Annotated in this window: 19 protein-coding genes and 1 tRNA gene; 10 read left to right on the top strand and 10 right to left on the bottom strand. The window is 50.4% G+C overall.

Going from position 1 to position 18,028, the window contains the following annotated elements:
- The first annotated feature begins 71 nt into the window (after positions 1-71).
- The 3 genes from IT527_RS02375 to IT527_RS02365 are packed head-to-tail and all read left to right on the top strand — an operon-like array spanning position 72 to position 3,565.
- Positions 72-875, top strand: a complete 804-nt coding sequence (locus IT527_RS02375) for a CbbQ/NirQ/NorQ/GpvN family protein (protein WP_292966031.1) — start codon at positions 72-74, stop codon at positions 873-875.
- Positions 876-915: 40 nt separating this feature from the next.
- A complete protein-coding gene (locus tag IT527_RS02370) occupies positions 916-3,243 on the top strand; it encodes a nitric oxide reductase activation protein NorD (protein WP_292966028.1) in 2,328 nt (775 codons plus the stop codon).
- 19 nt (positions 3,244-3,262) lie between these two features.
- Complete coding sequence (locus tag IT527_RS02365; protein WP_292966025.1) at positions 3,263-3,565, top strand: hypothetical protein; 303 nt, start codon at positions 3,263-3,265, stop codon at positions 3,563-3,565.
- Between the two features lie 202 nt (positions 3,566-3,767).
- Here IT527_RS02365 and IT527_RS02360 read toward each other — a convergent pair whose 3' ends face one another.
- From IT527_RS02360 to ispB, 3 genes are all read right to left on the bottom strand, one after another.
- Entirely contained in the window at positions 3,768-4,247 is a 480-nt protein-coding gene (locus IT527_RS02360) for a hypothetical protein (protein WP_363278043.1), read from the bottom strand.
- Between the two features lie 471 nt (positions 4,248-4,718).
- Positions 4,719-4,795, bottom strand: a tRNA-Pro gene (locus tag IT527_RS02355).
- Between the two features lie 110 nt (positions 4,796-4,905).
- Positions 4,906-5,874, bottom strand: coding sequence for an octaprenyl diphosphate synthase (gene ispB / locus IT527_RS02350; protein ID WP_292966022.1), 969 nt, complete (start codon positions 5,872-5,874; stop codon positions 4,906-4,908).
- Between the two features lie 189 nt (positions 5,875-6,063).
- Between ispB and hemA the strand changes: the two genes are divergently transcribed.
- From hemA to grxD, 4 genes are all read left to right on the top strand, one after another.
- Positions 6,064-7,317, top strand: a complete 1,254-nt coding sequence (gene hemA / locus IT527_RS02345) for a glutamyl-tRNA reductase (protein WP_292966019.1) — start codon at positions 6,064-6,066, stop codon at positions 7,315-7,317.
- Positions 7,314-8,393, top strand: a complete 1,080-nt coding sequence (prfA, locus tag IT527_RS02340) for a peptide chain release factor 1 (RefSeq protein WP_292966016.1) — start codon at positions 7,314-7,316, stop codon at positions 8,391-8,393. The genes hemA and prfA overlap by 4 nt, the downstream gene beginning before the upstream one ends.
- Positions 8,390-9,259 carry a peptide chain release factor N(5)-glutamine methyltransferase gene (gene prmC / locus IT527_RS02335; RefSeq protein ID WP_292966014.1) on the top strand — a complete coding sequence of 290 codons (870 nt, stop codon included), beginning with the start codon at positions 8,390-8,392 and terminating at the stop codon, positions 9,257-9,259. The genes prfA and prmC overlap by 4 nt, the downstream gene beginning before the upstream one ends.
- A gap of 75 nt (positions 9,260-9,334) precedes the next feature.
- Positions 9,335-9,643 carry a Grx4 family monothiol glutaredoxin gene (grxD, locus tag IT527_RS02330; RefSeq protein ID WP_292966011.1) on the top strand — a complete coding sequence of 103 codons (309 nt, stop codon included), beginning with the start codon at positions 9,335-9,337 and terminating at the stop codon, positions 9,641-9,643.
- 13 nt (positions 9,644-9,656) lie between these two features.
- Here the strand turns inward: grxD and IT527_RS02325 are convergent, their stop codons facing one another.
- Positions 9,657-10,082, bottom strand: a complete 426-nt coding sequence (locus tag IT527_RS02325) for a YqaA family protein (RefSeq protein ID WP_292966215.1) — start codon at positions 10,080-10,082, stop codon at positions 9,657-9,659.
- Between the two features lie 357 nt (positions 10,083-10,439).
- On the opposite strand from IT527_RS02325, the gene IT527_RS02320 reads away from it, so the two are divergent.
- The 3 genes from IT527_RS02320 to IT527_RS02310 all read left to right on the top strand — a co-directional run bounded on the left by IT527_RS02320 (position 10,440) and on the right by IT527_RS02310 (position 13,482).
- Complete coding sequence (locus IT527_RS02320; protein ID WP_292966008.1) at positions 10,440-12,287, top strand: EAL domain-containing protein; 1,848 nt, start codon at positions 10,440-10,442, stop codon at positions 12,285-12,287.
- Between the two features lie 139 nt (positions 12,288-12,426).
- A complete protein-coding gene (locus IT527_RS02315; protein ID WP_292966006.1) occupies positions 12,427-13,059 on the top strand; it encodes a glutathione S-transferase family protein in 633 nt (210 codons plus the stop codon).
- A 141-nt stretch (positions 13,060-13,200) separates the two neighbouring features.
- Complete coding sequence (locus tag IT527_RS02310) at positions 13,201-13,482, top strand: Lpp/OprI family alanine-zipper lipoprotein (RefSeq protein ID WP_292966003.1); 282 nt, start codon at positions 13,201-13,203, stop codon at positions 13,480-13,482.
- 156 nt (positions 13,483-13,638) lie between these two features.
- Here the strand turns inward: IT527_RS02310 and mnhG are convergent, their stop codons facing one another.
- From mnhG to mbhE, 6 genes are all read right to left on the bottom strand, one after another.
- Positions 13,639-14,064 (bottom strand): monovalent cation/H(+) antiporter subunit G, encoded by a 426-nt coding sequence (gene mnhG, locus IT527_RS02305; protein WP_292966000.1) that lies wholly within the window; start codon positions 14,062-14,064, stop codon positions 13,639-13,641.
- Positions 14,061-14,342 carry a K+/H+ antiporter subunit F gene (locus IT527_RS02300; RefSeq protein ID WP_292965998.1) on the bottom strand — a complete coding sequence of 94 codons (282 nt, stop codon included), beginning with the start codon at positions 14,340-14,342 and terminating at the stop codon, positions 14,061-14,063. Before IT527_RS02300 ends, mnhG begins: the two co-directional genes overlap by 4 nt.
- Complete coding sequence (locus tag IT527_RS02295) at positions 14,339-14,824, bottom strand: Na+/H+ antiporter subunit E (protein WP_292965995.1); 486 nt, start codon at positions 14,822-14,824, stop codon at positions 14,339-14,341. Before IT527_RS02295 ends, IT527_RS02300 begins: the two co-directional genes overlap by 4 nt.
- On the bottom strand, positions 14,821-16,467 hold the full coding sequence (locus tag IT527_RS02290) for a monovalent cation/H+ antiporter subunit D (RefSeq protein WP_292965993.1): 1,647 nt from the start codon (positions 16,465-16,467) through the stop codon (positions 14,821-14,823). Before IT527_RS02290 ends, IT527_RS02295 begins: the two co-directional genes overlap by 4 nt.
- Complete coding sequence (locus tag IT527_RS02285) at positions 16,464-16,832, bottom strand: Na+/H+ antiporter subunit C (protein WP_292965991.1); 369 nt, start codon at positions 16,830-16,832, stop codon at positions 16,464-16,466. Before IT527_RS02285 ends, IT527_RS02290 begins: the two co-directional genes overlap by 4 nt.
- Positions 16,832-18,028: hydrogen gas-evolving membrane-bound hydrogenase subunit E (gene mbhE / locus IT527_RS02280; protein ID WP_292965989.1), on the bottom strand; the 1,197-nt coding region annotated here is incomplete at its 5' end. The genes mbhE and IT527_RS02285, both read right to left, overlap by 1 nt.

Raw genomic sequence — 18,028 nt, 5'->3', positions numbered from 1 at the left:
CCCGTTGCTGCAAAGTGGCGGGGGGTTTGTTTTGCCTAATAACCGAATCGCGTTTTAACGCTGGAGAAAAAATGAGCGACGTTATCAAGCAATATATCGTTAAGAATGAGCCATATTATCGTCCGGTTATGGATGAAGTGGCATTGTACGAAGCAGCCTATTCTGTTCGTATGCCTATGATGCTGAAGGGGCCAACCGGGTGCGGAAAAACCCGCTTTGTTGAATATATGGCATGGAAACTGGGTAAACCACTGATTACTGTGGCATGTAACGAAGATATGACTGCCTCTGATCTGGTTGGCCGGTTTTTGCTCGATGCACAAGGAACTCGCTGGCAGGATGGTCCACTGACTACAGCGGCGCGTTATGGTGCGATTTGTTATCTGGACGAAGTGGTCGAAGCACGGCAGGATACCACTGTGGTGATTCACCCGCTGACGGATAATCGCCGGGTTTTGCCACTTGAGAAAAAAGGTGAGCTGGTCACTGCTCATCCCGATTTTCAGCTGGTAATTTCATACAACCCGGGCTATCAGAGTTTGATGAAAGATTTGAAACAATCGACCAAGCAACGTTTTGGGGCACTGGATTTCAATTATCCGCAACATGACATCGAGACCGAGATCGTTTCACATGAGACAGGGGTGGATGCAGCAACTGCGGGTAAATTGGTTTCCATCGCCGAGCGTGCCCGTAACCTGAAGGGACACGGGCTGGATGAGGGGATCTCGACCCGTATGCTGATCTACGCCGGCAATCTGATCGCCAAGGGGGTTGGGGTTCACGCAGCTTGCCGTATGGCGCTGGTTCGTCCGATTACTGATGATCCGGATATGCGTGACGCACTTGATGCGGCAGTTACCACTTTTTTCTGACAACCTATTTATCCGGTATTAACTTTCTTCGGGGTACATCATGAGTGTGAATCTGACAGATTACAGTGAGCTGCTGGAATCATTACAGCCCGAGTCCAGGTCATTGCTTGAGAATACCTGGCCTGATGCGATCAGGACGCTGTCTCTGCGTGGAATAGATAATTATCTGAAGGGAGTTTCTGCATTGCAGGGGCTTGGGCGCGACCGTACGCTGGTCGATGTCTGGATCAATGAGATTCCGCTGGTGGTAAAAGAAGTGGGGGATGATATTGTCAGTGATCTGGCGACCACCTGCCTGATGCTGTCATCCAAAACATCCGGTGCTGTGATAGAAATGATCATTGCTACGTCAGCTACTGCTGCCAATCGATTGGGCGACCCGGACCTGTTCCGAAATTATTTGCAGTTTCTGAATACATTTACTGCCCAGGCGCCCCGGGGTGTTCGTCCTATGCTGGATAAGCTCGATGTGCTGTTCAACCAGCTTACCCTGGGTGGTTTGCGGCGCTGGGCGTTGTGGGGTGCGCATGCCCACCGCACAGATTACGAGGCGCAGGCTCTGTATTTCAGTTTGAGCTCCAAGGAATCACAGGCTGTTCTGCAAAGAGAAAGGAAAGGTACTCTGTTTGTCGATATCCAGCGGCGTATCAACATTTATCTGCGCGCATTGTGGGCACGTGATTTTTACATGCGTCCGACATCGGGGGATTTTGAGAGCCGGGAAGGTTACCGCCCCTTTATCGAAGATTACATTATTCACCTGCCGGATGCTTATGATGCCCATGGTGAAATTGCAGCCAGTGAAGTGTATCGTGCAGCAGCGGCACATGCAGCGGCACACCTTGTAGAAACAAAATACCCGATTTCTGCTGAATCACTGAATCCGTTACAGATGGCAGTAATTTCTGTTATCGAAGATGCACGGGTGGAGGCGTTATCGATCCGCCGTTTTCCTGGTTTACGGCACACGTGGTCCGTGCTGCATACCGCAACCCCTGATATGAATGTGACGGTCGGCGACTATCTCAACCGGCTTGCCCGTGCCCTGATTGACCCTGACTATGAAGATCCGGATGAGTGGGTGATTCAGGGACGGTTGCTGTTTGCCAATGTGCAGGATCGTTTGGCCGATAATCGGATAAGCTGGGACATCGGTGTACAGCTGGCACATGAAATTATGGCCAAAAGAATATCGTTCAATCCAAGAATGGATGTGCTGAAAGCGCCTTATCTGGATGATAATCGCTACTTCTGGGAATTTGAGGAATTCGATTTTGAGCGATCCATTGCTGCCGGCTACGAGCCACTCCAACAGGTACGCAAGCATGTGAGTGTTATGGAATTCATCAACGAAACTGAAGTTGAAACAGCCGGAGATGATGCTCAGGAAATATGGGTGCTGGGGACTGAACTGTTCCCTTATGAGGATTATGGTGTTTCCTACAATACATCAATCGGTAAGGAACCGGTTGCTTCACCTATTCACTATGCGGAGTGGGATTATCAGATTCAGCTTGAGCGTCCGGCGTGGGCAACCGTTCAGGAAAAACGACCAATATTCGGGGATATCCAGATTATTGATGATATTGCTGCGCAGTATAAGCGGGAAATTCATCGCATGAAATTCCTGCTGGATGCGATGCAGCCACAAGGTGTGCAAAGAATCCGCAAGCTGGAAGATGGCGATGAAATTGATATTAATGCCGCAATTTCATCACTTATTGATATCCGTATGGGACAGCACCCGGATCCGCGTGTCATGATGCGCGCGGTGCGCAAGGTAAGGGATATATCAGTAATGGTGCTGCTGGATCTGTCTGAATCCACTAATAACAAGGTGAATGGCCAGGATTTTACAGTGCTGGATTTGACCAGGCAGGCAACTGTGCTGCTGGCAGATGCAATTAACCGGATTGGTGATCCTTTCGCAATACACGGTTTCTGTTCGGATGGCCGGCATGATGTTGAGTATTACCGTTTCAAGGATTTTGATCAGCCCTACAATGAAGTCCCCAAGATGAGACTGGCGGGTATGACAGGCCAGCTTTCTACACGCATGGGGGCGGCCATACGTCATGCAAGCCATTTTCTGAAACTGCAGCGTGCTGCCAAGAGATTATTGCTGGTGATAACGGACGGAGAACCGGCTGATGTCGACGTGCGTGATCCGCAATACCTGCGGTTTGACACTAAAAAGGCGGTAGAAGAAGCAGGGCGTTCCGGAATACTGACCTATTGCATGAGCCTCGACCCTCGCGCAGATCAGTATGTATCCAGAATTTTTGGAATGCGGAACTATATGGTGGTGGATCATATCGAGCGGTTGCCGGAAAAGTTGCCGCTGCTGTATGCCGGATTGACGCGTTAAAGTGAGTTAAAGGTGATTTATGAGCGAACAAACTTATTCGGGGGTTGACCAGGATGCAGATGGCGGGTTGACCCCCTTGGGACGTATTGTGATTGATGCCTGGGTTTTTGGCATCCTGCCCGAGAGTGAAAGGTGCACGGATTGGAGCATGTCCCAGATGCAGAATCTGTATGAGGAGGTTTATGCAGCGTGGGAGCCTTATGCACACCTTCCCAGTCGCTTGCCGCCAGAATTGCAGCAGCGGCATTCATCTTTCTATGCACACAGAATCTCTGTCGCCAGGGATAGCGGGTGGAATACTGACCTCAGTGATGAATCCTGACAGAAACACATCCCTGACTTTGTCGGGCCGGATTCTGTAACAGCTTCTCCCCCCAAATCAATAGTCTGTACCAGAAAATGATAAAACCACCTGCAGGGGTGGTTTTTAACTGGTGAACGCCGTTATGGTGATTACGTTTTTACGTGATCATAAAAGCAATATCAGGTGTGTTCCAGCCTGATACCTCTCCTTATTTTCACTGTCAGGGGTTGTCAGTTAACGTTCTTTGCCGAAAAGAGATGATCTTCGCCTGGCCGCGGGGAGCCTGCCTGGCCATCATTGCGCTCAAAGCAAACGGAAATTCACTTTGCAGACGTTGCATAAGATCTGTTTGATCTTCCCGGTAAAAGACGGCCTCATATTCTATCGGCTGATTAAGTGCCTCGCGTTCATGTGAGTGAAAATTTTGCCAGGCAATATCAACCCAGCATTTACGCTGACTATCGACAAATACAAATTCTTCGGTATCAACGATAGCCAGGTATTGCATGCTGCGAATGGGAATGAATAGCTGTTTTGTTTCACAGCGGGCCAGTAATTTAATAGCCAGATTATAGGTGGTTGCCGGCAGAGTCCGTTTTTCCCGTTTGATTTCAGAATCGCGATAGCAGGTGATTTCCATTTCCAGTATCCTCCAGTCAAATGATTTAATAGTCATCTCTTTATTCGAAGAAAGTGACATTTTTTCGGCGGATATTGGGTGGAGTTTCCGGGTATGCCGAAATGACAGCCGCTTGACAGGCCAGCAGAAACCCGGACCCCGTCTTGCTGAGGAGCTTAATTCCCTGTCCATCTGTTTGCTGAAGAGGGTTTGAGAGAGAAGTTTCCAGCCACGACCCTAAACCTCTTGCGGCCTGATATTTGTCAGACTTTCTAAAAGATTGTAACGCCATTCCAGAAAAACCGGGCGGAAACATACTGTATGAAAGAGGCCGGGTATCGGCGCCAGATCCGGGGTCGGGAGAGTTTTTCGCCAGACAGCAGGAAACAGTCTATATGCATGTCTTTGCACCAGTCTGATTGCGTCGTGACTTGCACTGTTACGCTCATGCGGCATGCCACCACGCGTTATGCTGCTGTCAGAGGGCGGATTGTACTTTTGCTGCCTGAGTCCGTATGTTCCGGGGCCAGATAAATATAGTATACATATGCCTGGTCGGGGTGAGAGGATTTGAACCTCCGGCTCCTGCGTCCCGAACGCAGTACTCTACCAGGCTGAGCTACACCCCGAGTGAAACGGCTGACTAAATTAACATTTTTAACACTTGCGAAAAACACTCAAGCTGCCGGCGAGACAGTTGTTATGATGGATGATCGTACCAGGCATAGCAGTTTCAGCACTAATAATTTCTTGTGATTGCAAACTCGGCCAATTCTAGCAAACATTGCTTATAGATAGAATCACGAATGGCGGTGATTGAAGAGATGGCCAGGCTGGCTTCATTCTGGGCGCATTGCCTGGCATAATCAAGCGCACCACTTTCCTGAATGATTTTAAGTATCGGCTCAAACCCGTCTTTTCCGCCACTTTCGATTGCATGACGGACAATACCTGCCTGTTCCGGTGTGCCTGAGCGCATGGCAAATATCAGTGGCAGGGTTGGTTTCCCTTCCGCCAGATCATCTCCCAGATTTTTGCCTGTATCCTGATCATTTCCCGAATAATCCAGCACATCATCCACGAGCTGGAATGCGGTTCCCAGGTGCATGCCGTAAGCCGCCAGCGCTTCTTCTTCAGCTGGTGTGGCTCCTCCCAGTATCGCTCCCAGCCGGGCAGCCGCCTCAAAAAGCTTGGCAGTTTTGAAGCGGATGACCTGCAGATAATTTTCTTCTTCTACATCAGGATCGCGACAGTTGATTAACTGGAGCACTTCACCTTCAGCAATGGTATTGGTGGCATCAGCCAGCACTTCCATAACCCGCATATTTTCAACTTCTACCATCATCTGAAATGCGCGTGAATAAAGAAAATCCCCCACCAGCACACTGGCGGCATTTCCAAACAGTGCATTGGCAGTAGCCTGATTGCGGCGTAACGCGGATTCATCCACCACATCATCGTGCAACAGTGTTGCCGTATGAATAAACTCAACCACTGCAGCCAGGTTATGATGATGTGCGCCCTGGTAATCGAACAATCCTGCTGCCAGGATAACCAATGCCGGCCGTAATCTTTTTCCACCGCTGTGAATGATGTATTCACTCACTTGCCGGACAAGCACCACCTGGGAATAAAGTTTTTGCTGGATAACATTATCCACCGCACTCATATCACCGGCGATAACGTTTCTGATTGACTCGATTGACACAATGACTCCCTGAAGAAACCGCTATGGTAGAAATGTCGCAGCCCCAGTGTCAAGCTGGATTCCGGCCGGCTGAACAGTTGGGGGGCAAGTTGCTGTACAGCGTGCGATTACGGAACTTCCATTGAATGAGGCGGTATAACTTCCGTTATAATTGACCAACTTTGGACTGGTGTCAGCAGGATACTTTTCATGCAACTTTTTGCTTTTGGTGTCAATCATCATACAGCACCTTTAGACATACGTGAGCACGTGGCTTTTTCAGATGAATCAATGCGGCATGCGCTGCATGATCTGGTAGGTCACCAGCTGGTCAAAGAGGCGGCCATTGTCTCGACCTGTAACCGTACTGAAATATATTGCAATACCGATACACCGGATAAAGCGATCAGCTGGCTTGCTGATTTTCACCACCTTAGAATTGGTGATTTAGAACCCTATCTTTACAAGCTTCTGCGGGAGCAGGCGGTTAAACATGCTTTTCGTGTTGCCAGCGGACTTGATTCCATGGTCCTGGGTGAGCCACAGATATTGGGGCAGATGAAAAATGCAGTGAAATCAGCCGAGCAGGCCGGGACACTGGGATTATTGCTGCACAAAATGTTTCAGCGCACATTTTATGTGGCCAAGGAGGTGCGTACTTCTACGGAAATAGGTGCAAGTTCCGTCTCAATGGCAGCCGCATCTGCGCGACTGGCCGAGCGAATTTTCGGCAATATCAGTGAACAAAAAGTCCTGTTTATTGGTGCCGGTGAAATGATTGAGCTGTGTGCTGCCCATTTTGTTGCCAGACATCCCATACAAGTGACCGTTGCAAACCGTACGGTAGAGCGTGCGGAAGCACTTGCCCAGCGTTTTAATGCGCGTGCCATTTCTCTGGGGGAATTACCGGATCAGCTGGCGTTGCACGATATTGTGATTACTTCCACTGCAAGTCCGTTACCGATACTTGGAAAAGGGATGCTGGAGCGGGCAATCAAACAGCGTAAACATCGGCCGGTTTTTATTGTGGATCTGGCAGTTCCGCGAGATGTGGAACCGGAAGTGGCTGAGCTGGATGATGTATTTTTGTATTATGTGGATGATCTGGCAGATATTGTCAAAGAAGGACTGGACAACCGCCAGGGTGCAGTAACCCAGGCAGAAACAATTATTGAATCCAATGTTGTTGATTTTATGCACTGGGTTGCCACACGGCAAAGTGTGCCGACTATTCGGGCGCTGCGTGATCAGGCAGAGCGGTATCGTCGCCACGAGCTGGCTCGCGCATACAAACTGCTGGCCAAAGGGGAAGATCCCGAAAAAGTGCTGGAATCATTTAGCAGTGGTTTAACCAATAAATTTCTTCATCTTCCTTCTTCCGTGCTGAATCACGCAACGGATCATGAACGTGAACAGTTGATCGAGCTTGTTAACCGGTTATATCAGCTACATCACCCGCAATGAACAAGGGAATTATCGATCAGCTCACCCGGCTGAGTATGCGGCTGGGTGAGCTGGACAAGCTGCTCAGTAATGAGAGCATTACAGCTGACCTGGATAATTACCGGAAGCTTTCCCGTGAACGGGCTGAAATTGAGCCGGTAACGGGGCTTTATCATTCGTATCAGCAGGTTGAACAGGATTTGGCGACTGCCAGGGAAATGAGTGCAGATCCGGAATTCCGGGATTTTGCTGAAACTGAAATCGAAGCAGGCAAGCAGAAACTCGCAAATATCGAGACCGAGATACTCAAGCAGTTATTGCCCAGGGATCCGAACGACGAACGCAATATTTATCTGGAAATACGGGCAGGCACGGGAGGAGATGAGTCTGCCCTGTTTGCCGGTGATCTGTTCCGTATGTACAGCCGTTATGCAGAGCGGGAAAGATGGCAGGTGGAGATCGTTTCACAAAGCCCTTCCGATGTGGGCGGGTACAAGGAAATTATTGCCCGGATTGTCGGCTATGGTGCTTATTCCAGACTCAAGTTTGAATCAGGTGCACACCGTGTACAGCGTGTTCCGGCAACTGAAACTCAGGGGCGTGTTCATACTTCAACCTGTACCGTTGCGGTTCTGCCGGAAGCGGATGAGATTGCCGGTGTTACTCTGAACCCGGCTGATTTGAGAATTGATACCTTCCGTGCTTCCGGAGCCGGAGGACAGCACATCAACAAAACAGATTCAGCCGTGCGGATTACTCATTTGCCGACAGGGATTGTGGCTGAGTGCCAGGAGGGGCGATCCCAGCATAAAAACAAGGCACAGGCAATGAGCGTTCTGATTGCCCGTATTCTCGATAAACAGGTGCGTGCACAGCAGGCTGAGCAGGCTGCAGCCCGAAAATCACTGGTTGGCAGTGGTGAGCGTTCGGAGCGAATCCGTACCTATAATTTCCCGCAGGGCAGAATCACCGATCACAGAATCAATCTCACACTCTATAAAATTGACCAGATCGTGGATGGCGAGCTGAACGAGCTATGCTCAGCGCTGGCAGCCGAACATCAGGCTGCGCAACTGGCCGCTTTGACAGAAAAATGACCGGGAACAGTCAGTTTATTCCGGTGCAGGCGCCTGCTGATACTTCTATTACAATCGGTGAGCTCTTGCAAAATGCTGCTGCTATCGTTGACCGTATTGATGCGCGCTGGCTTTTACAGAGCATATTGAATACGGATGCCGCTTATTTGATTGCACATGCTGACCGGTCGCCTGACGTGGACCAGATAAATCGTTTCCGGCAGCTGCTTGCAAGGCGTGCTGCCGGGGAGCCGGTCGCTTATCTGACAGGAGCAAAGGGGTTTTACGATCTGGTGTTTGAGGTAACGCCTGATGTGCTGATTCCGCGCCCTGAAACTGAGCTGCTGGTAGAGATGGCGCTGGCTAAAATTCCAGCTGATCGTGAATGTAACGTGCTTGATCTGGGAACCGGGAGTGGAGTGATCGCAGTTACTATTGCCAAACATCGTCCTGAGGCTTGTGTGATGGCAGTTGATCTTTCTGCTCGGGCAATAGCTGTAGCGCGCAGGAATGCTGAAAAGCACGCTGTAAAGAATGTAGTATTCATTAAGGCTGACTGGTTTTCTCACTTTACTGCTGAAAAATTTGATGTGATCGTGGCCAATCCTCCCTACGTTGCTGAAGGTGATCCGCATCTGGAAGAGGGAGATCTGCGTTTTGAGCCAATTGCAGCGCTGACGGCCGGACGTAACGGCCAGGATTGTCTGCGCAGTATCATTACACAGACCCCGGATTATCTTGTGCCATCCGGATGGTTAATGCTGGAACATGGTTATGACCAGGCTGCGGTATGTCATGAGTTACTGGGTGAAACCGGTTTTACCCGCCTGTTTACCAGAACGGATCTTGCGGGCATAGATAGAGTCACGGGAGGGCAATATGGATAAAATAATCCCGGTTAAAATAGCCGTGTTGTTGATTAAGTACGTAACTGCTTTATAAATTTTAAGGAGAAATGAAATATGGATATCGTTGAATCTATTGAAAAACAGGTATCTTCACATCCCGTAGTACTGTATATGAAAGGGACCCCGGATCAGCCTCAGTGTGGTTTTTCCGCCAATGCAGTGCGGATACTGAACGCCTGTGGAGTTGAAGATTTCTTTGCGGTAAACGTGCTGGCTGATTCAGAAATACGTCAAGGCATCAAGGATTATTCCAACTGGCCTACCATCCCCCAGTTATATGTTAATGGAGAGTTTATCGGCGGGTCGGACATCATGTCTGAAATGTTTCAAAGTGGCGAACTTAAGAAATTGCTTGAGAAGTAAGTTTGCCTGCCTGTCAGACTGAACTGATAGCTGAAGCAATCACCCAATATCTTGCAAATTTACCCGCAGCAATAAAAAACGCTGCCGAGACCCAGTTGATCCGCAGCCACCCGGCAGCCACACACAGGATGTCGCCGATTAGTGGCAGCCAGGACAGGAACAATATGGGAGCCCCACGGCGGCGTGTCCACTCCAGCCCGTGAACATGGCGGCCAATTTTGGCTGACAGCGCCTGTTCGTCAGGTAAGAAGCGTCCAATCACATAAGAACTGATTCCTCCCAGTGTATTGCCCAGTGTGGCGAGATTGAGTGCCGGCCAGAACAGATCAGGATAGGCAACCAGTACTCCGGCCAGTACTGCTTCAGAGCCTCCCGGCAATAATGTTGCAGCAAGAAAACTGCTGGTAAAAAGTGCCAGCAGGCTGGCGTTCTCATCCATGGGAATAGTATTGGTTTTCTGATAATAGCAAATAAACGTCGGGATATTTCCGAAGGCATCCGCCCCTGTATCTCCTATGCCGCTGTAGTGTAACACTATGGATCCGGATTCCATTTCGGCAGATGTGGTTACCAGGGCGGAACTTAGCAGTCAGTATCCTGAGAACAGGATAGGGCGGCTGGCTGAGCCAAAAATTAAAGATCTCATGTATTTATCCGTTTATTCTCAAAGATACTAACGAATTCACCTCGGTAATCGAAATATAAATTCAGGCTGCCAATTTTATAATGTGTCAATCACCCCGGATTAACTGGCAGTATTTTGGAACATCGGGTACTCAGACAAAAAGGAAAACTGGTGAAGCTGATTATTGCTAGATATAAAACCCGGGTAATGCATCTTGCTGCTCATGCGGAGAGCGCTGTTCCAAAGCTTAAAAAAATCAAAGGAAAAGGATTAAACAGCATCACGATCCGGTTCACCCTGATGGTGCTGGTTTTCACGACATTATGCATTTTTCTGCAGTACTACTACGTATTTCCGCTCATGGAATCCGGAGCATCCGGTGTATGGGTAATGGGAATCGTCATTCTGAGTATCCTGCTGCCTGCAGCGATAACATATTTTGCTGCAAACAAACTGACAGGTACTATCCGCGAGCTCAACAAGAGTACCGATGCCATAGCGGCAGGAGATTTCGACAGACCGGTAGATGTGGATTGTGCCTGTGAAGTCGGCAGCCTTGCTGACAGTTTTCGTGCGATGGTCGACCGCCTCAATTCCAATATCGTGCGGATCAATACACTGGCGTATACGGATGCCGTGACGGGATTGCCCAACCGGGCCGTAGTCAGCCATGTTCTGGAACTTGCCGCACGAATGCGGGGAAGTGCTGACTGCAAGGGGGCACTGATGTTCATCGACCTCGATGGCTTCAAACGCATCAATGACACACTGGGTCATGATGGAGGAGATGAATTGCTGCGCCAGGTAAGCCAGAGAATTATCGAAGACAGTTTTAACCTGACACGCGACCAGATTGAGAATTGCACGACAGTATTTGGAGAGTTGCGCCAGACTTGTCCCGAGAAACTTGTTTTTGCCCGTTTTGCCGGAGATGAATTCGTGGCTATCATGCCGGGGGAGTCTCGCCAGGATGTGCTTGAGAAGTATGCTGCAGATATTCTCAGGGCAGTAAACAGGCCTTTTCTAATCAGCGATAATGAACTGAGAATTGGAGCCAGCATTGGTATCGCCCAGGTGACAACCAGCTCGGATGATCCCAGACAGCTTTTGATCAATGCTGATATCGCCATGTATTCGGCAAAAGAGTCAGGTAAAAATCAATACCGGTTTTTTGACGAATCCCTGAAAAATATTGCGATCGAGCGTAGCCAGATTGAGGTAGACCTGCGCAAAGCGATTGAGCAGGATATGCTGAGCATGCATTATCAGCCCAAGCTGAATACCCAGACCTTGCAGATTACGGGTGTTGAAGCGCTGGTGCGCTGGGAACATCCGCAAAAAGGAACGATACCACCGTCCAGATTTGTTGAAATAGCCGAACAATGCGGATTGATGCCGGCACTTGGCGCGAGTATTCTGCGTATGGTGGCCAGGCAGGCACACGCATGGCGGGAAGCGGGGATGCCGATACCTATTGCGGTCAATGTTTCCCCGGTACAGTTCGAACGTTCCGGCATAGCAAATGAAATTCTCACTATTCTTGAACAGCACACGGTCGACCCGCTGCTTGTCGAGATCGAACTTACCGAATCAATGATTATGTCTGATTTTGCAGCGGCAAAGTCACGCCTGGAACAACTGCGGGAAGCTGGCGCACAAACCTCGATTGATGATTTTGGTACAGGCTACTCCAATTTGTACCAGCTTTCACACCTGCCGTTCAATGTGCTGAAGATTGATAAATCCCTGATAGATGATATTGGTAAAAATTCGAAATCTGAAGCAATCGTTACTGCTATTGTCCAGATGGCACATTCGCTGGGACACAGAGTGGTGGCAGAGGGTGTCGAGACGCATGAACAATTTACTTTCCTCAGAAAAGCGAGATGTGACCAGGTGCAGGGCTATCTGTTCGGTCGCCCCATGCCTGCACATGCGCTGGTGGAGTGGGTCAATGACCACGCTCCAGGTAATGGCCCCGTAAATACCCTGATAGAAAAAATATCCAGAGTGGCTTGAGATAAGTGAGAGCAGCCATTTATTACCGCAATGTGGTTATTATGTTTTCCGGTTATACTTTCCTGTCATGTATTCTGGTTGCATAATTTCAGCTGTATGTGGCCGGGTGGCATTCTGCTTGTAATGATGGAGTTGATTCATGCTGATTTATGACGCGCACAGCCCCGCACCGCGTTGCTTGCGGATGTTTTTACTGGAAAAGCAGTTGCAGTTGCCGGCAGTGGCGGTGGATGTCATGACCGGAGAAAACCGGCAACTGCCTTATCTGACTGTCAATCCGGCCGGACAAACCCCGGCATTGCGCCTGGACGATGGCAGCACACTGGCAGAAGCGGTTGCCATTGCCGAATATCTGGAGGAGCTTTATCCCTTACCGGCACTGATCGGCAGTACGCCTGAACAGCGTGCACAAACCCGGCAATGGTGGCGGCGGGTGGAGCTCAATATTACGGAATTCATGCACAACGCATACCATTATGCGGAAGGGCTTGCCCGGTTTGAATCCCGGATCCCGGTATTGCCCGAAGCGGCTGACGGATTAAAGCGCGTGGCACAGGACCGGTTGCGCTGGCTGGACAGTATGTTTGGAGCAGGACCGTATTTATGTGGTGAGCGCTTTACTGTTGCCGATATCTGGCTGTATGTATGGCTGGATTTTGGAGTGACGGTCAATCAGCCGTTTGATCGCAGCCTGCCGAATATCGGTCCCTGGTTTGAACGTATCGCAGCCCGACCGGGTGCCGAACTGAGCCGGAAGCTGCTGGCAGCGTAGAATGCTGTGATAGCGGCGCTTCCGGATTTTATTGTGTGTATATTGCAATGTATTAAAAATCGGGTTAGGTTGTGTGTGTTTCCCTCGAAACACAGAGGTGAAAGTGTGGAGTGGTGTTTTTTTATTAAGGAGATAAATAATATGAATAAAAGAATAGTAACAATGCTTGTGTTAGTGGGCGCATGTGCCGGTTTGTCTGCTTGCGCAACAACGGGAGAGGTAGAAGCGCTCAGAACACGTGTTGATGCGCTTGAGTCCAATGTCTCTGCAACCAGGGCTGATGCAGCTGCTGCCAGAACAACCGCCAGTGATGCAGTGAATACTGCCAATCAGGCGCTGGATAAAGCGAATGAAGCCAATGCACGTTCAATTGATACCGAAACCAAGATTGATCGTATGTTTAAGCGTGCAATGCACAAATAAGCGGGTTGTACAACGCAGCTGAGTTTTATAACTGCCCGGGGCTTCCCTTTTATCTGTGACCCGGATGAAATAAGGTGAGCCCCGGAACAGTTAATGTTTTTGTTTCAGCCCTGTTCCCATCCTGAAAATTCTCCTGTCCGGCTGTAAATAATCCGGTCATTCCTTTGCAGTACCAATGCTTTCGTGAACGGTTACGGAATCTGTTTTCGATCCTGATTCCTGAGAGGTGTTTTCAAGCAGTTGCAGTGAGGGAACATCAGGGTTATTTTCTGCGCGATCACGATAAAGCGCGGCGCGGCTCAACAGTATCAGAGTGACCGGTGTAGTGACCGTCACAAACACACCAATCAGTAATGGATGCAGAACAAGCTGTGATTCCGTGACGCTGAAGTAAATCACCGAGGCGATAACAATACCGGCTGTTCCCCAGCTTGTTCCAAGCGTGGGTGCGTGAATGCGGTCGTAGAAACCCGGCAGGCGGAAAAGCCCGAACGAGCCAATCAAGGTTAATCCGGCACCAAGCAGCAGAAAAAAAGCAATGAGCCATGCAGCCCATAACGGCAGATCGGTGACAGGATTCATTCAATTACCTCCCCTCGCATCAGGAATTTGGCCAGGGCTACGGTGGCTACAAAGCCCAGTGCACTCATAATCAGAGAAATTTCAAAATACAGAGAATTGCCGGTACCGATACCGAAAACGAGCATCAGCAGCATCGCATTACTATAGAGCGCATCCAGCCCCAGCACTCTGTCTTGAGCACGGGGGCCCCTGATCATGCGGGCAAATGCCAGCACCATGGCAATTCCCAGAGCAGTTTGTGCCACAGTAACAGACCAGAAAAAAATGATAGCGCTCATTCAAATATCTCCCGTAACAGGTATTCGTAGCGATTCTTGATCAGATCCAGCCAGGCAGCTTCATCGACCAGATCGAAAACGTGCAGTGTCAGAGTACTGCGCGCGGAGTTGTAGTCAATCCAGGCTGTGCCGGGTGTGCCGGTTATGATGACGGCCAGAATGGCCAGTCCCGTCGGATCACGTAAATCAAGCGGAATGGTTATGAAGCTGGATACCCCGGCTTTTTTGCCGCCACGCAGGATAATTCCGGCAACGGCAATGTTGGAACGAATAATGTCATAAAATACAACAGCTGCCAGTTTAAACAGTAAATCCCGGCGCTGGAACCGTGGTTTTACCGGGTGCAGCGCGGCCAGTCCCCAGGCAGCCATAATCGCGGTGAGGGTGCCGGGCAGAAATTGGCCAACTGAAAAACCGGCCAGCATCAGCCAGGTAATCACCAGTAGAACGACCAGAAAGGGGTAGGGAAACAGCCTGTTCATTCTGTTGTTTCCACTGGTGGTAATACCATACCCGATGTCTTCATAACACCTTCCATATAGGGCTGCGGGGTATGCAGGCCGGTTGCGGTTGCTTCCATAAAACGCATCACCGGCCCCGCCTGCAGGGTCAGTATGAGTGTCATGCACAGCAGGGCGGCAACCGGTACGATTTCAATCAGCAGTACGCGTGGCAGTGCCGTATCTACCGGGGGGGCCCAGAAAGCACGTATGCCGGAGCGGCTCATGGCGATCAGGGTAGCCAGCCCGGAAAAAACGAGTAATACCAGAAACCACCATGATGTTGCCGGAATAGAGTGTACCTGCCCTGATTCGTCAGGACTGAACAGGGCATTGAGAATAACAAATTTGGCAACAAAACCCGAAAGTGGCGGCAGACCGGCCAGCAAAATAGCACAGGCAGCAAAGCTGGTACCCAGCACGGCAATTGTTCTGGGGATGGCAACTCCAACGATTTCCTCGTTTTCCATTTCTTCATCGTGATAGCCAAAAGCTTCCATGGTAACGGCCAGAACGCTCGCCGCCATATTCTGCCCTCTTTCAATCAGTTCAATGAGCATGAACAGTGCGCTGATTGCCAGTGTGGAACTTACCAGATAAAACAGGGCGCCGGCAGTTACCCCGGTTTGTGACAGACCTGTACTTGCCAGCAGCGTCCCGGAAGAAATCAGTACCGAAAAACCGGCAAATCGTCCCAGTGTCTGTGATGCGAGCACACCGACGGTACCAAAGCTGATGGTTGCCAGACCGCCATACAGTAATATCTGCACCCACAGATTTTCTGCGAAATCGGAAGCACCACCGGAGAAAAGCAGTGACAGACGCAGCAGTACATAAATACCGACTTTGCTCATGATGGCAAAAATAGCTGCTGATGGTGCCGGTGCTGCAGCGTAGGTTGCAGGCAGCCAGAAGCTCAATGGCCACATACCTGCCTTGATGAGGAAAGCCACACTCAGAACAGCTGCTCCGGATTCCAGCATGGTACGGTTTGCTTCATCGATCTGCTGGATACGCAGCGCCAGATCAGCCATGTTGAGTGTACCGGTCACACCATAAATCAGGGCAACCCCGATCAGAAACAGCAGTGAGGCAACAAGATTGATTGCGATGTAATGCAATCCTGCCTTTACCCGGAGTAAACCTGATCCATGCAGTACCAGCCCGTAAGATGCAGCCAGCATCACTTCGAAAAACACAAACAGATTGAACAGATCCCCGGTCAGGAAAGCCCCATTCAACCCCATCAGCAGCAGCAGAAACAGCGTATGAAAATGTATACCGGCCTTCTGCCAGCGCGCGAGTGAAAAGATGAGTGTGGGCAGAGCGAGTGTCGCTGTCAGAACCAGCATCATTGCAGACAGACGATCCAGCACCAGATTGATGGCAAATGGCGGAGGCCAGTTCCCGAGCAGATAAACAGCAATGCTGCCTTCATTTGTATTGCCGCCGGTATGCGTAATGCGCAGCAGTACAATGGACACCACCAGCAGGGCGACGGTTGACAGAACCGATACGGATGCTTTCAGCTTGCGGCTGCGATCATCGAAAAAAAGCAGCAATACGCCGGCAATGAATGGAATCAGGACGGGGGCAATAACAAGGTGTTCCGGAGATGAAATCATCGATCAGGTTCCTTACCATCAACATGATCGGTTCCTGTTAAGCCGCGCGAAGCCAGCAGAATGACCAGGAACAGTGCAGTCGTGGCAAAACCGATAACAATTGCCGTAAGGACCAGTGCCTGCGGTACCGGATCAGCAAAAGCGGCCGGATCAATCTGTGTGCCTGCCTGCGCAGTTGTTTGTACGGCTGTTTGCGTAACAGGAGGGCTGTCTGTTACCAGCCGGCCCACACTGAAAATAAACAGGTTAACGGCATACGAGAGTAATCCCAGCCCGATGATGACCTGATAGGTGCGCGGGCGCAGCAGCAGCCAGACGCCTGATCCGGCCAGTATTCCGATACCGAGAGACAGAATCAGCTCCATTAGTCAGTCTCCCCGGTTTTTCCTGTTTCAGAAAGGCGCGCGCGATGACTGCGGAGGGATTGATGCGCTATTGCAATCAGCATCAGGGCGGTTGCCCCCACAACCAGCAGCAGAACGCCAAGATCGAAAAACAGCGCCGTGGCCATGGACAGCTGGCCGATTAACGGAATTTCCAGATGGCTGGAGTATGTGGTCAGGAAAGGGAAACCAAACAGCCATGACCCCATTCCGGTCAGTACTGCCAGCAGTAGACCAGAGCCAATCCAGCGGACTGGCCGGATATAGAGATGATCTTCCACCCAGCGTGTACCGCTGGCGAGATACTGCAGCAGCAGGCCGATTGCCAGCGTAATGCCGGCGGCAAATCCGCCGCCCGGCAGATCATGGCCGCGCAGGAAGAAGTAAACGGACAGCAGAATGATGAACGGAAACATCCATTGCATGATAACTGCCGGCACCATCAGGTAATCGTGTACGGTTTCCCCGATCTGGCGTTCCGGATGGCGATCATCAAAATCATTTTGCCTGCGCTGCTGCTCGGGAATATCAATGCTGTCCGGTGCCGGCCGGAAACGCCGCAGCAGGGCATACACGGTGAGGGCCACAATGCCCAGCACGGTGATTTCTCCGAACGTATCAAAACCACGGAAATCGACCAGAATGACATTAACAACGTTGTTGCCGCCACCTTCTGAATAAGCGCGCTCCAGAAAAAACCGGGCAATTGAGTTCGATAACGGAGCCTCCATCATCACTTTGCAGGCAATCAGTGCCATTCCTCCTCCACAGCCGATAGCCAGTACCAGATCACGGAGTCTGCGTGCCCGGGCAGCCGGGGTCGAAGCGACATCAATCTGTTCCACTCTTTTGGGTAACCAGCGCAGGCCCAGCAGAATCAGGACAGTAGTAACAATTTCCACCAGTAACTGGGTTACAGCCAGATCAGGCGCAGAGAACCAGACAAACGTCATGCAGGTGACAAGGCCCGCTCCTCCCATCAGGATCAGTGCGACCAGGCGGTGATATTTTGCCTGATAAGCCGCTCCGAGCGAGCAGGCAATACCGATTGCCCACAATATGGCAAAAACGGGGTCAGTTCCGGTGAGCGACAGCTGGCTGAAATCAGTCTGTTTTCCAAGGAACGGCCAGCTGCCGGCAATTAATGCGACCAGTACGATCAGAAACAGTTGCGGCTG

The sequence above is a fragment of the Nitrosomonas sp. genome (assembly GCF_020852615.1).
GTDB lineage: Bacteria > Pseudomonadota > Gammaproteobacteria > Burkholderiales > Nitrosomonadaceae > Nitrosomonas.
The sequence above is the reverse complement of the archived record's forward strand: the minus strand, read 5'-3'. Positions and strand labels throughout refer to the sequence as shown.